Origin of the sequence: Gordonia sihwensis, assembly GCF_029632925.1 — a bacterium.
GTDB lineage: Bacteria > Actinomycetota > Actinomycetes > Mycobacteriales > Mycobacteriaceae > Gordonia > Gordonia sihwensis.
Genome location: NZ_CP121248.1, coordinates 2,666,767 through 2,680,211 on the forward strand (window position 1 = coordinate 2,666,767; position 13,445 = coordinate 2,680,211).

General features: G+C 66.6%; 12 protein-coding genes. 7 read left to right on the plus strand and 5 right to left on the minus strand.

Annotation, left to right across the window (positions count from 1 at the left end; genetic code table 11):
• Window positions 1–370: 370 nt before the first annotated feature.
• Window positions 371–616: a hypothetical protein gene (locus tag P5P27_RS12825; RefSeq protein ID WP_222111559.1), complete on the plus strand. Its 246-nt coding sequence runs from the start codon at window positions 371–373 to the stop codon at window positions 614–616.
• Window positions 617–1,014: 398 nt separating this feature from the next.
• Entirely contained in the window at window positions 1,015–1,272 is a 258-nt protein-coding gene (locus tag P5P27_RS12830; RefSeq protein WP_278124277.1) for a hypothetical protein, read from the plus strand.
• Between the two features lie 786 nt (window positions 1,273–2,058).
• Here P5P27_RS12830 and P5P27_RS12835 read toward each other — a convergent pair.
• A complete protein-coding gene (locus P5P27_RS12835; RefSeq protein ID WP_278124279.1) occupies window positions 2,059–2,523 on the minus strand; it encodes an NADAR family protein in 465 nt (154 codons plus the stop codon).
• Window positions 2,524–2,599: 76 nt separating this feature from the next.
• Complete coding sequence (gene lplAB, locus P5P27_RS12840) at window positions 2,600–3,649, minus strand: lipoate-protein ligase LplAB (protein ID WP_278124280.1); 1,050 nt, start codon at window positions 3,647–3,649, stop codon at window positions 2,600–2,602.
• A gap of 240 nt (window positions 3,650–3,889) precedes the next feature.
• Here lplAB and P5P27_RS12845 point away from each other — a divergent pair, with 240 nt between their 5' ends.
• Both P5P27_RS12845 and P5P27_RS12850 read left to right on the plus strand, forming a co-directional pair.
• Window positions 3,890–4,528 (plus strand): hypothetical protein, encoded by a 639-nt coding sequence (locus P5P27_RS12845; protein WP_045539162.1) that lies wholly within the window; start codon window positions 3,890–3,892, stop codon window positions 4,526–4,528.
• A gap of 98 nt (window positions 4,529–4,626) precedes the next feature.
• A complete protein-coding gene (locus P5P27_RS12850; protein WP_006897851.1) occupies window positions 4,627–5,247 on the plus strand; it encodes a TM7S3/TM198-like domain-containing protein in 621 nt (206 codons plus the stop codon).
• Window positions 5,248–5,326: 79 nt separating this feature from the next.
• Here P5P27_RS12850 and P5P27_RS12855 read toward each other — a convergent pair whose 3' ends face one another.
• Window positions 5,327–5,536: a CsbD family protein gene (locus tag P5P27_RS12855; protein WP_006897852.1), complete on the minus strand. Its 210-nt coding sequence runs from the start codon at window positions 5,534–5,536 to the stop codon at window positions 5,327–5,329.
• A gap of 272 nt (window positions 5,537–5,808) precedes the next feature.
• On the opposite strand from P5P27_RS12855, the gene P5P27_RS12860 reads away from it, so the two are divergent.
• Complete coding sequence (locus P5P27_RS12860; RefSeq protein ID WP_278124285.1) at window positions 5,809–6,516, plus strand: DUF6319 family protein; 708 nt, start codon at window positions 5,809–5,811, stop codon at window positions 6,514–6,516.
• Window positions 6,517–6,698: 182 nt separating this feature from the next.
• On the opposite strand, the gene P5P27_RS12865 is transcribed toward P5P27_RS12860, so the two are convergent.
• The gene (locus P5P27_RS12865; protein WP_278124286.1) at window positions 6,699–7,082 is read right to left on the minus strand and encodes a TIGR03618 family F420-dependent PPOX class oxidoreductase; all 384 of its coding nucleotides are present in this window, start codon (window positions 7,080–7,082) and stop codon (window positions 6,699–6,701) included.
• 199 nt (window positions 7,083–7,281) lie between these two features.
• Here P5P27_RS12865 and P5P27_RS12870 point away from each other — a divergent pair, with 199 nt between their 5' ends.
• The gene (locus P5P27_RS12870; protein WP_006897672.1) at window positions 7,282–8,262 is read left to right on the plus strand and encodes an NYN domain-containing protein; all 981 of its coding nucleotides are present in this window, start codon (window positions 7,282–7,284) and stop codon (window positions 8,260–8,262) included.
• Between the two features lie 16 nt (window positions 8,263–8,278).
• On the opposite strand, the gene P5P27_RS12875 is transcribed toward P5P27_RS12870, so the two are convergent.
• Window positions 8,279–9,886 carry a class I adenylate-forming enzyme family protein gene (locus tag P5P27_RS12875; RefSeq protein WP_278124289.1) on the minus strand — a complete coding sequence of 536 codons (1,608 nt, stop codon included), beginning with the start codon at window positions 9,884–9,886 and terminating at the stop codon, window positions 8,279–8,281.
• 159 nt (window positions 9,887–10,045) lie between these two features.
• Here P5P27_RS12875 and P5P27_RS12880 point away from each other — a divergent pair, with 159 nt between their 5' ends.
• Entirely contained in the window at window positions 10,046–13,417 is a 3,372-nt protein-coding gene (locus tag P5P27_RS12880) for a DEAD/DEAH box helicase (RefSeq protein WP_278124291.1), read from the plus strand.
• The last annotated feature ends 28 nt before the right edge of the window (window positions 13,418–13,445 follow it).

Sequence of the window (13,445 nt, forward strand, 5' to 3'; positions counted from 1 at the left end):
ATCTGAGAGGATCTCCCCTCACGATGGAAGAATGTCGCCATGCCGGAGCCGTGGGAGTCCGGCCGCGACGTCTTCGACAGCGCCCATAGGGCAAGGCCTCACGGCGTCGGGAAGCCCGCAGACGGATCGGCTCCTCGAGCGTGAATCCGAGGTCGTGCGACGTGGCCGTCGCGTATATCCCGGGAGGTCAGCTCAGCAATGATGTTCCCGCTTGAACATCGTCGTCGCGGTCCGTGTGACCAACTGTCGTCGACGATCAGCTGTCCGACTGTCGTGGGAGCGCACGAGCGATCGCCACTCTGATTCCCTAGGGAGCCTTTCGCCAACCGCACCATCGGCGGCGCTGCACCATCGAGTTATCTGTCGCTGATTGAGCAGAAGTCTCAAATCGACCCCGACTATCTGGACGGCCTACTCGAAGCGCACCTCGTTCCGGCCGAGTTGCTGCGCGGACGACTTCGACGCGTACTTCGTCGAACGTCGACGTCGACTGTGTGCGGCCGTGGAAGCCGCGATGGGCAAGAGCGTGCCGCGGGATGTCGGGAGCGACGACGCCGAGGACTCGGCACAGTTCGAGATCACGGAGATCGGGGAAATACCGGACGAGGCGGATTAGACGGAACCATCGCGTCACGCGCTGACCGTAACCTTGAGTCACCCCTCTGGGAGGCCGGACAGGATTGCCGACACCTCGAGTGGCGCACGGTCGCCGACGAGGAGCACCGCGGCGACGGCCATCCCGGCTATTCGATCAAGCACGGGTGCCGCGGCTCAGCACGATTCCGCATTCCTGGTGCGCCGCAGCAAGGTTTCGCAGGTGGGTCGCGGATTCAGCGCAGGAGCGTGGCCTCGGACGCGAGCCGACCGCAGATGTCCGAAGTGTCGCATACGGTACTGGACATGAAAGATTCGAACCCGACTCCAGACGGCGATGACTTCCCGACGTCGTCGATGCCAGCGCGATCCTCACGACGACTCATCTGGATCCTCGCAGGTGTCGCAACGGTTCTCCTATTGGCAATCTCCGCCGGCGTCGGCCTGATGCTCGGACAACGAGACTCCGACACTTCCGCGCAGTCGGCCGTGCAACAGATCTTCGCGCCCAAGCCCGAGTCGCTGCGCAGCGCGGCAGAACGCATGGACAAGGAGGGAGACGCCATCGAGGCCGCGGGATCGTCGCCGATCGCGCAGAAGGAGTTCGTCGAGTACTGGGCCGAGCCGTCGTGCGCAGCGATGATCAACGCCTTCGTCGAAGCGTTTCGCCGGATCTGAAGATGATCCCGCCACTCCGTCTGCACCGAGTCGGATCATCTCGGTGAACGAGTCCGGCGACAAAGGCACTGTGGTCACAGAGTCAGCTGGTGAGACCGAGACACAGCACTGGGTTCGATTGAACGGCCGCTGGATGATCACTTGCGAAGGCGCGTTCGGTGACGAATCGTCGACACCGACCCAAGCGGACGACGTAGCCGAGACGACCCTGCGCACGCGACCGACCGCAACGCCTCGCTCCGAGCCCACCGATCACCAGCGGCCAGTTCCACTGCCGAGCACCCGTTCAGAAGTTCTCCTCACGGTCGAGGCCGATACACCCAACGTGCAGATCGCCTACGCACCCGGAGAATGGCAAACATACGCACTGACTTACTCAAATGCCGTAGGCCGATATTCAACGTCGATCAATGTGACTCCGGAGAGTTCGAGGAGCATGTACATCGCTGTTAGAGGATCGACTTCGCAGCACTGTCGCATCCGAGTCGACGGAACCGTGACCATCACCGATAGCGGTCCGGAACAAGCGGTCTGCAGCATGCCTGAGTGACGGCGTCACGGCTCGAACCCCTGGCGAGTGCGACTGGTACGGAGCCACGGTCCAGTCGATCGTCGACGACAACGGGGAAGCCTCCTACGTTCGCGATCTCGATCCGACCCGCGTCAGCGATCGAACTGATCGCGGCGATAGTGTTGAGGCCACGACAGTTCGAATGTCCACCGTCGTTGACGCGCGTGTCCACCCATCGGTCACCGAGCAACGATTGAGTGCACATTCGTGTCCACTCAACTCAGGCGACCGTCCTTCGCACGCTCAGCCATCAGCAGTTCTCCGAGGGCATTGACGCCGGGCGCCGCACATCTACGCCCACCACACCGGCAATCACCCCAGAAGTGGTCGTGGTGAGAGTTGCCTTCGACCAGAGCGGCGGTGCCGGTTCCGAGCAGAAGCTCGCGCATCCGTCGGGATCCGAACTTGTACTGGAGGACTACTTGCATTGCGCGAACACGCCCACCGCCATCCCAGTCATCACGAAGCATGACGGACCGCCCGCGGCGCTTCGCCTCCCCCGGACTACTCGCCGACAAAACGTACTCCTGCTCGTTCGGATCCCGCGTCTTCAATGCGTTGAACGCATGCTCTGACGACGGAACGGTCCCGAGGGTCGGAACCGTGAACTCGTCCTCAAAGAAGTTCGACAAGAAAAAGTTCGACCCGCGAAATGAGTCGATACGTTCGAAATTGCTCATGCCTGGCACTGTGGCAGGAAACTCCGACAGAAACGAACGATTATCGCGTGGACCAGGCAACCGTCGAGCGTTCGGACTACGGCACCCGGTACGTCCACTCCCGGCTGCTGAACTTCTCGTCGACCAACTCCTGCGCGGCCGCCAGTTCCGCATCCGTGTACCCGGCCTCCCGCGTCCGGTACCGCCCGCGGAAGTGATCTAAGAACGCCTCGATGATCGCCGCACGCGTCATCCCCGTCTGCGACCGCATCGGGTCCACGCGCTTGCCGGAGCTGGTGATTCCCTTGTCGGAGATCTTCTCTCGCCCGATCCGCAGGACCTCGGTCATCTTGTCGGCGTCGATGTCGTACGACATCGTGACGTGGTGCAGCACCGCGCCGGCGACGATGCGCTTCTGCGCGGCGCCGCCGATCTTGCCGTGGTCGGAGACGATGTCGTTGATCGGGACGTAGCGGGCGTTGACGCCGACGTCGGCGAGGGCGCCCATCACCCACTGGTCGAGGAACTCGTACGACCGCTCGAAGCTGAGTCCGTCCACCAGCGATGTCGGCACGACGAGCGAGTACGTGATGCAGTTACCCGGCTCCATGAACATCGCGCCGCCACCGGATATGCGACGGACGATCCCGATACCGTGGCGGGCGGCGGCCTCGTCGTCGACCTCGTTGCGGACCGACTGGAACGAGCCGATCACGACGAGCGGCGAGTCCCAGTCCCAGAAGCGCAGGGTCGGCGGGCGAGTCCCCGCCGCCACCTCCCGCAGGAGCACCTCGTCGAGCGCGACGTGCATCGCGGGCGCCATGACGACCGGTTCGACGACGTCGAAGGTGTGGTCGTGCCAACTCGTGGCATGACCGAGCGCACGACGGATCGCAATACCGACCGACTCGGGCGTGAAGCCGACCATCGAGACGTCAGCGGTCAGTGCCGCTTGAATGAGCGCGCCCAAATCGGACGCATCGGCCGTCACGGGCGCACCGGTGACGGCCTCGGTGATGACGTCGAGAGCGTCGTCCGGTTCGAGGAAGAAGTCGCCCGACAGCGATACCCGCGAGAGCCTCCCATCCTCGACGTCGACGTCGACCACCACCAGCTTGCCACCAGGAACTTTGTATTCGCCGTGCACTCGTCCAGCGTACGGTCGCAGGTACGCCGCGGAGTTCCCGCTTCTGAGCCGATCGCGGACGTGAAGGCGGCAATCGAGATCCGCCCGAACGGACCACACCGACCGCCTGTCACCAGCGCTGATCGTCATACGACCGGCGCAGACGTCGGCGCGCGGGACGTGCAGCGATCAGGTTCTTGTCGTAGGTCAGTCGTACGTTCTCGGAACCATCGCAAAACAGACAGAACGAAGGACGAGGAAATGAACGAACACGACGCGGGCAACGACGGTCCCACGGGCAGACCAGTTCCGCCGACCGGCGAACATCATTTCGCCGCCGCCGGGTATCCCCCGCCCACGAGTCCATTCGCGACACCGCCGGGAACCCTTGCACCACCCGAAAGCGCTGCCGCGCCGAAGCGCCCGCGTAAGCGTGGCCGGATTCTGTTCGCGATCGTCGCAGCGGTGTTCATCGCAGTCGGCTCGGGTGCAGTGGGATACGCGATCGGGTCGGACGAGTCCGCGACCTCCGGGACCGAGACCGCGGCATCGCCCGAATACAGCTACCCGCCGACGACTGGGGTCTCGACCGTCCCGGTCACGGCAGCCGACTTCAGTCTCTCCGTCCTGACAGAGGAGAAGAAGTGTTTCGGTTCCGCCGGCTGCCTCGTCACGGTCTCTCTCGAGCCGACCTTCAAAGGTGCTTCCAGCGTCCTCACGGACCGTAGTTTCAAAGTCCTCTACGAGATCGACGGCGGCGAGGATCCGATCCTCGACAAGTTCACGATGGTGGGCACACAGGTGACCATCGACCAGAGCACATCGGTCGAAACACCGTCGAGCGACACCGAGGTCACTGCCAGGGTGACGCAGGTCGTGGAGACAACGGACGAGGGCTGACCAGAACCGGCGACCGCGGCGCGCTGCGAACGTACGCACTTCACCCTCGCCAGGCGAAGCCGCCCATTCGGACACGAAGCGCGCACTACGCTTACGCCATGTCCAGCATCCTGATCGGCTTCATCGCCATCATCATCGGCATTCTGTTCTGCTTCCGAGGCGTGGTGGCGATGCGTGTCGTCATCGCCGTGTGGGGCGCTTTCGTCGGCCTCAACCTGGGTGCGGGGCTCGTCTCCGCCGTCACCGGAGACGGCTTCTTCTCAACTGCGGTCGGATGGATCGTCGGCATCGCGGTCGCGATCCTCTTCGCCCTCCTGGCGTACCTGTACTACGCGGTGGCGGTGACGCTGGCGATGGCCTCCATCGGTTTCGTCCTGGGCACCGCACTGATGGCCGCCATCGGAGTGACCTGGAACTGGGTCATCATCGTGGTCGGCGTGCTCGTCGGCATCCTCCTGGCGGTCGCTGCCATCGCGCTGAATCTGCCGGCGCTACTGCTCGTGGTGCTCAGCGCACTCGGCGGCGCCACGGCGATCGTCGGCGGTCTCATGCTTCTGACGTCGACGATCGCGCTCGACGACTTCTCGCGGGCGAGCGTCACATCCACCATCGGTCATCACTGGTGGTGGTACGCCGCCTACATCGTGCTCGTCATCGCGGGCGTGGTGGCTCAGGCGCGCGTCATCGGACGCGACCAGGACCTGCACCAGCAATGGTGAATACGGACTGATCTCCCTGCTGAACGACGGCGGCCCGCCACCCGAACTCTCGGGTGGCGGGCCGCTCCGGTCGGTACGGTCAGCGGCCGGTCAACTTGTCCTTCACGGCGTCGACGCCTTCCTTGACCTTGTCCGCAACCTCGGTGACCTTCTCCTTGGCGGCAGACTTCCCCTGGTCGGTCTGCCCCTCGGTACGCAACTGGTCATCGTCGGTCGCAGCGCCGACGGCTTCCTTCGCCCGGCCCTTCAGGTCTTCAGCCTTGTTCTGTGCATCGTCGGAAAAGCTCATCTGTCCTCCTTGAATAGCGGATGGATCTGCATCTTCCACACTTCGTCGCCACTCGTTTGGACGACACTTCCGACGGTACCCACTCCCCTTCGACCCTGCAGGACACGAGGTGACACCATCCGCAGTGGCATCGCCGACACCTCGCCGCATCCCCCGTCCATGTCACTGAGCAGCGGGCCCACCGACCCACCGGATCGCACATCTGTGCGAACATGTCGTCCGGCTGTGGCACAGTGTTCACAGCCGCATCTGAATGAGGAGAAAGGCCCGCCATGCCCCCGCGCCGCCGCTTGGCATCGGAGTCTCTGACCGCTGACGACCTCGCCTCCCTGAACTCGGCATTGGCCGAGGGGCGACGCGCCACGGTGTATCTGCGCGAGGGCACACCCAGCCTCGGCCTCGCGCCCGGCGCCTCGGCGCGCGTGATCGCGATCTCCGGGACGACGCTGACCATCAAACCGCGCGGCGTCGACGACGAACTCCCCTACGAAGCCGATGAACTGCGGATGACCAAGGACGCACCGGCTCAACCGGCGAAGGCTGCGAAGGTCGCGAAGCCCGCGGCAGCGAAAAAGGCCGCTCAGCCGAGACCGGCCGCAGCACCGAAGACCGACGCAGCGGCGGCTCAGATACCAGTTACCGCGGCGGCGCCTAAGACTGCGGCCAGGCCGGCGAAGCGCGCGGCGGGCAGGAAGGCACCGTCGTCGGTGACGGTGACGGTCTTCGGTTCGGCCGACAACGAATGGTCGGTATCGGTGACACGGGGCGGACGCAAGCCCACGCGGTCGCGCAGTGTCGCTGCTGACTCCGTCGAGTCTGCGATGCGCGAACTCGGTGACGACGCGGCGTTGGAAGCGGCGTCGTCGGTGCTGAATGCGGCGCGGGAGGAGGCTCAGCGGCGGGTCGAGGAGCTGAGCCGGGAGCTGGAAGCGGCTCGGCGAGCGTTGGCGGCACTGGAGGGGCAGTCGGAGTCGGAGTGAAGGGGGTGGCGGGGTTGGTGATCGTCTCGATACGCCCGGCTCACTGCGTTCGCTGGGCTACTCGACCGGCCTCGGGGGTGACGTCGGCCTGCTCGGCGGGCCTAGAGGTGACGTCGGCCTGCTCGGCGGGCCTAGAAAGTGGTGTCGGCCTACTCGACGAACGTGAGCTGTGACGACAACGCTCAACCCATTCCGACCTTCTGCACCGTCGGTTCGATCGCCGCGACCACCCTCGGGTCCTCGCGCGGGTAGGGTACCGGGATGTACTTGGCCGCGACGCGGTCGACGATCTCCCAGCCGGCGTCGCCGTCGATCCAGTCCACCACTCGACCGCGGACCGTCACCGGCGTGAACGGATCGTCGGCGGTGGCGATCGAGAGCGCGACGCGCGGATCGCGCCGCAAGTTGCGCGCCTTCACCGAGCCAGGACCGGTGAAGACGACGATGCGATCGCCGTCGGTCCCGACGAAGACCGGGACGACGTGCGGTGAGCCGTCGGGAGAGACGGTGGCGACGTGGGCGATCGGGGCGCCGTCGAGGACGCGCCGGAGGTCCGAGGTGAGCATGGCTGGTCCTTTCGCTCTGACTGGGACGCTAGTCGCCGCGGAGCCCTGCTGAAATCAGTTCGCACAACCGATGCCGAGGGAAGATTCACCCCGCGCGGCACTGAGCGGACTGATTTCAGCAGGGCCCCGTGATTACTCCGAGGTAACAAGGGCGGCGTTTCGGCCGGTGGACCGTCTCCGGCCCTGCGATAGTCGAACCATGCGCCCGACATGCAGCTTGTACATAGACACCGGATACCTCCTCGCGTCGGCCGCCACCCGCGTCGCCGGAACATCGTTGCGCGGCAGCATCAACGTCGAGTACTCGCGTCTGATCGACACACTGGTCGACACCGCCGAACACCTCTCCGGCCTCCCGACGCTGCGGGTGCACTGGTACGACTCCGCCGACAACGGCGTTCCCAATGCCACACAGCAACGCATCGGCGAACTGGCCAAGGTGAAGCTCCGACTCGGCCGCTTCGGCGTCAACGGCGAGCAGAAGGGCGTCGACCTCCGCATCGGCCTCGATCTCGTCGCGCACGCCCGCAACAGCACCTCCGACGTCTTCTTCCTCGTGTCCGGCGACGACGACCTGACCGAGGCCGTCGAAGAAGCACAGGTACACGGCGTGCAGGTGATCCTGCTGGCGGTGCCGAACGCCGACGGCAAGTCGCACGGCGTCAGCAGGCACCTGATCCGCGCCGCGGACGACCTGCACCGGATCGACGGACCCGCGATCGACCGTTCCGTTCTCAGCGTGGATCGCCAGCCCGCCCCGAAGCCGTCGGCGCCGGTCACCGCCAAACCCGGGCCGGTCGCACCCAAACCCGCCGCGCGCACACCGCTCGACGCCGCCGCCGCGTCGGTGGCCGCACGCGCTACTCCCCCGCCCGCACCGACCGGCGTGCTGGCCTACAGCTCCACCACCGGATCGGTGGCACACGTGATGCCGGAGTTCGACGACGCCGAGCAGGAGCAGATCATCGGCGACGTCGTCGGCCGCGTGCTGGCGGCCTTCCGCAAGAGCGCCACCCCGCAGGAGACCGCGGAGCTCGAGCGCGCACGACCCTCCATCCCGCGCGACATCGATCGCGCCCTCCTGCTCGACGCCTCGGAGGCGATGGAGCGCTACACCGTCGACGAGCCCGTCCGCTTCCGCCTCCGTCAACGATTCTGGGACGAGTACGACGCCGGCTGACCCACATTCCGGCAGCTCACCGTGAGCGCATGAGGTGCTTCTGAATCTTGCCGGTCGCCGTCTTCGGGAGAGCGTCCACCACGACCACGCTCTTGGGCGCCTTGAATCCGGCGAGGCGCTCGCGCGCCCACGACTGAATCTCCTCCGACCGCGTCTCACCGGAGTCGGCAGGCTCACTGAGCACGACGAACGCGGTCACCGCCTCACCCCAGTGTTCGTCGGGCACGCCGACCACCGCGACTTCGGCGACCGACTCGTGTCCGAGCAGCACCCGTTCCACTTCCACCGACGAGACGTTCTCGCCGCCCGATTTGATGATGTCCTTGGCGCGGTCGGTGAACCACACGACGGCCTCGTCGTCGAGATAGCCGATGTCGCCGCCGTGGAACCAGCCATGCGCGAAGGCTTCGGTGTTCGCGTCGCGGTTGTTCCAGTAACCCTCCATGAGTTGCGGTGCGCGATAGACGATCTCGCCCTCCTGACCGGTCGGCAGGAGGGCGCCGTCGCCGCCCATGATGGCGATGTCGGTGCTGACCGTCGCCGGCCCCCACGAGGCGTCCTTGACACCCTGGTGGCCCGACCACTGCAACTCCGAGGCCGGCGTGGTCTCGGTCTGCCCCGAGCCGAGGATGATCGCGGCGTTGGGGAACCTCGACCGCAGCGCCGCGAGCAGTTCGGCGGGCATCGGCGCCATCGCGTACAGCCCGGTGACGAGGCTGTCGGTGTCCCCCTCCGCCAGCGCGGGCTGCTGCAGGAGAGCGGCCCACATCATCGGGAGCATCGTCAGGTGCGTCACCGCACGCCGGGTGAACACCTCGGCGAGCGCGGCGGGGTCGAAGCCGCGCAGCAGCACCACCGTCGCGCCGACGGTCAACGACGGCAGCAGCAGCGCATCCAGGGCCGTGACGTGGAACAGCGGCAGCACAATCGGTTGCACCGCGGGGCGGGTGTCCGGCCGCAGACCGAGGCCCAGTGCCGAACTCAGCACCGAGATCTGCACGGCCACATGCGAAGTCACCACGCCCTTGGGCCGCGACGTGGTGCCGGAGGTGTAGAGGCAGTGCAGGATGTCGCGGTCGTCGACGATCGTCTCGACGACGGACCGGTCGACGGCGAAGACCTCGTCGAAGGCCACCGACCGCAACCCGGCCACCGTGTCGGGTGCCGTGCCGGCCACGATCACCTCACCGAGGCGATCCGATGAGGCCTCCGCGACCGCCGGCTCGAGCACTCCGAGGAACACATCCTCGGTGACGATGGCGCGGACGCCGCTGTCGGCGAGTTGGTAGGCGATGTCGGACGGCGAGAGCAGCAGATTGAGCGGCATCGCCACCACGCCGATCTTGGCGAGTGCGAAGAACGACGTGACGAACTGCCAGCTGTTCTGCAACTGCAGCGCGATGGCGTCACCCCGCTCGTAACCGCGTTCGAGCAGCCCCCGCGCCAGCGCGTTGGCACGTGCCTCGAGTTCGGCGTACGAGAGTTCGAGGTCGCCGTCCACCAGGGCTGTGCGCGTGCCGTAGTGGGCGGCGCTGCGAGTCAACAGGTCGCCGACGCAGACGCGATGCGTCAGGTTGACGGTCAGCGGGTCGACACCGGACAGGTCGGGGCGCATTCCGGACATCAAGAACTCCTTGCAGTGGATCGCGGGGACACGCGGTCGGCGTGAGGCGACCGTAGCGCAAAAACAATCGTTCGTGACTGTTTTTCGCGAATGTCCTGGTCACACACGCCGAAGCACCGTCGCCGCGGCACGCCGCCGATCCCGACTACGCTGGATCCGATGACCTCCCCCGACTGGACCGACGAGCAGGTCGACGCCGTCCTCGGCGCCTTCGACACTCGGACGCTGCAGCGTGCGCGGTCGTACGCCACCAGCGGCATGATCACCGGTATCGACTGGTCCGACGGCGTCCTCACCGGCGTCTCACTCGGCTCCGGTGAGCAGCGCTACCGATGCAAGGTCACAGCCGCCTGGGATGGCCCGAAGCCGCGGGTGTCCGCGAGCTGCACCTGCCCGGTCGCGATCCGCTGCAAGCATTGCGCGGCGCTGGTCATGGCCGCGACCGCCGAAGGCACGGCCGTCGCCCGGCGATCGTCGTCGGCGCCCTCGGCCCTCCCGCTCTCACGATGGCGCACTCTGATCGACGAGATCTCGAAGTCGTCGCAGTCCGTCGAGCACACCCCGGACGGTCCGGAACTGCCACTGGCACTTCAGTTCTCCGTACACCGCAGCTATCGCGACGCCGACTCCGTCCGTCTCCGGCCGCTCACCATGAGCGAGCAGGGGCGGTGGGTCAAGACGCGCGTCACCTGGAAGACGATCCTGTCCGGAAAGACCGCCGACCGCCATCCGGAGAAGGCCCTCGACGTCCTGACCCGATTGGCCTCGGCGCTGGCGATCAGCGGACAGAGCGCCTCCGTCGGTGACGAGATGTCGCTGCTGATGGCTCCGCCGAGCATCTGGGTCCTGCTCGACGAGGCCCGCGACGCGGGCGTGGAGTTCGTCAACGCGCGGTCGTCGAAGAGCACGACCGTCGAGTACGGCGATCACCTCAGCACCCGACTGCACGTCACCGCTCAGCGTGCCGGCGTCCATGTGGCGCTCGAGGTGCTGGTAGACGGTCGGACCGTTCCGCCGGACGCCTTCCAGTTCCCGATCGGCAGGCCCCGCGCGCACGGCATCGCGCAGGAGGTGGGCGACGTACTGTACATCGGCCCGCTGCGCAGGCTGACCACCACCGAATCGATGCTGCTGGTGAGCCGGGTCCCACTGGAGGTGAGCGACGACGAACTCGGCGACTTCCGCGAGGCGCTGCCGACCCTGCAGGCCGACCGCGCCGTGGTGGTGGAACCCGGAGCGTTCCCGGCCGCCGACCTCGCCGGTCCGTTCCCGGTCCTGCGCATCGAGACCGGTGAGCACCCGTGCGCCACCTGGTCGACGGCGTACGAGACCGACGGCGAGGTCCATGAGTTCCCGACGCAGGGCACCGAGACCGGCCGGTTCCGCAACGCGGCCGCCGAACGCGCGATGTGGGACGAGGTGCGTCCCGAGCTGGAGATGGTCGCCCGCAGCAGCGCCCACTGGGTGGCAGCCGCCGCCGATCTCCTCGAACGTCGGCTGCCGAAGTACCGCTCCGACTACCGTCGCTTCAATCGGATGTACGCCGTCCTGCGTCAGCTCCGCGGCGGCTGCACGGTCGCGGCGGCGTTCGATTCTCTTCCCGACTTCCGCACCGTTCCGGTGCCGCTGTCACAGCTCGAAGTGGCGATCCTGTGTGCGGAGACGGTCCCGAAGATCACCGAGCTCGGCCGGGTGCGCGTCGACGTGGTCGGCACGCCGCCCGACTACCGTCCTGCCGAGGCGCCGCCGGTCCTGAGCTTCTCCGGCGACGGCGACGCGCGCAGCGACTGGTTCGACCTCCGCGTGGCACTCGACGTGGACGGCCACAAGATTCCGATCACCACGATCATCTCCGCCCTCGCGTCCGGCGAGACGCACATGGTGCTCGACGACGGTACGTACTTCGCCCTCGACATCCCCGCGCTGCAGACCCTGCGCGACCGGCTCGACGAGGCCCGGGAGATGGGCGAGCTCGACGACGACCGCGTCAGCACGCACACCCTCAACGCATCACTGTGGGACGAACTGCTCGAACTCGGCGTGGTCGACGAGCAGCTCCGCCGATGGCGTGAACGCATCGCCCGTCTGGCCGCGGCCAGGCCGCCGCACTCGGTACCGCCGCCCGCGGGTCTCGACGCCCGGCTGCGGCCGTACCAGCAGGAGGGCCTGGATTGGCTCACGTTCCTCTGGGACAACGAGCTCGGCGGCGTGCTCGCCGACGACATGGGGCTCGGCAAGACGGTGCAGACTCTCGCGCTGATCCAGCGCATAGTGGACGAGCGACCCGATGCCCGGTTCCTGGTGGTCGCGCCCACCAGCGTGATCGCCAACTGGGCCGCCGAGATCCACCGGTTCGTACCCGGCCTCGAGATGCTGACCGTTCCCGCCACCGAGAAGCGGGTCGGGACGCCGCTGGCAGATCGGATCGCCGACGCCCGGATCGTCGTCACCTCATACGCGTTGCTGCGGATCGACTACGACGCCTTCGCCCGGGTGCCGTGGACGGGTGCGATCTTCGATGAGGCGCAGTTCCTCAAGAACCACAACTCCAAGACCTACCAGGCCGCACGGCGGCTGCAGGCCCCGTTCAAGCTCGCGATCACCGGAACCCCGATGGAGAACCGCGTGATGGAGCTGTGGTCGCTGGTGTCGGTGGTGGCGCCGGGACTCTACAGTTCACCGAAACTGTTCAAGGAGCACTTCGCCGACGCGATCGAAAGCGGGCAGGCTCCCGAGCGGCTGGCGATTCTCCGACGCCGACTGCGTCCGATCATGTTGCGCCGCACCAAGGATCAAGTGCTCGTCGACCTGCCCGAGAAGCAGGAACAGTTGCTGCCGATCGAGCTCGAGCCCAAGCATCGAAAGGTGTACGACACCTATCTGGCCCGCGACCGCCAGCAACTCCTCGGGCTCCTGGAGGACTTCGACGGCAACCGCATCCAGGTGCTGCGTGCGCTCACGCGGCTACGGCAGTTGAGTCTGCATCCGGCGCTGGTGGACGACGAGCACGCCGCGGTGAACTCGGCGAAGATCGAGTACCTGTCCGAGCAGCTGCCCATCCTCATCGACGAGGGCCACAGTGCGCTGGTCTTCAGCAGCTTCACCGGGTTCCTGAAACTGATCGCCGCCCGGCTCGACGCGGACGGGATCGCTTACAGCTATCTGGACGGCTCCACCGCGATCACCCGGCGCGGCGAGCAGATCGAGCAGTTCACCCACGGCCGCACCCGGGTGTTCCTCATCAGCTTGAAGGCCGGCGGCTTCGGATTGAACCTCACCGCCGCCGACTACTGCTTCATGACCGATCCCTGGTGGAATCCCGCCGCCGAGAATCAGGCCGTCGACCGCGCGCACCGCATCGGCCAGCACCGCGCGGTGACCGTCTACCGAATGGTGTCGACCGGCACGATCGAGGAGAAGGTGATCGACCTGCAGAACCGCAAACGCGAACTGTTCGACGCGTTGCTCGACGACGGCGCCGCGTTCTCCGGCGCGATCACCGCCGAGGACGTCCGCGGTCTGCTCGGATAGGCACGATGCCACACTGGTGAGCGACCGC

Coding starts and splice junctions, on each gene's coding strand:
- P5P27_RS12880 (WP_278124291.1), top strand. CDS start 10,046: ATGACCTCCCCCGACTGGACCGACGAGCAGGTCGACGCCGTCCTCGGC.
- P5P27_RS12860 (WP_278124285.1), top strand. CDS start 5,809: ATGCCCCCGCGCCGCCGCTTGGCATCGGAGTCTCTGACCGCTGACGAC.
- P5P27_RS12870 (WP_006897672.1), top strand. CDS start 7,282: ATGCGCCCGACATGCAGCTTGTACATAGACACCGGATACCTCCTCGCG.
- P5P27_RS12835 (WP_278124279.1), bottom strand. CDS start 2,523: ATGAGCAATTTCGAACGTATCGACTCATTTCGCGGGTCGAACTTTTTC.
- P5P27_RS12875 (WP_278124289.1), bottom strand. CDS start 9,886: ATGTCCGGAATGCGCCCCGACCTGTCCGGTGTCGACCCGCTGACCGTC.
- P5P27_RS12845 (WP_045539162.1), top strand. CDS start 3,890: ATGAACGAACACGACGCGGGCAACGACGGTCCCACGGGCAGACCAGTT.
- P5P27_RS12855 (WP_006897852.1), bottom strand. CDS start 5,536: ATGAGCTTTTCCGACGATGCACAGAACAAGGCTGAAGACCTGAAGGGC.
- P5P27_RS12850 (WP_006897851.1), top strand. CDS start 4,627: ATGTCCAGCATCCTGATCGGCTTCATCGCCATCATCATCGGCATTCTG.
- P5P27_RS12865 (WP_278124286.1), bottom strand. CDS start 7,082: ATGCTCACCTCGGACCTCCGGCGCGTCCTCGACGGCGCCCCGATCGCC.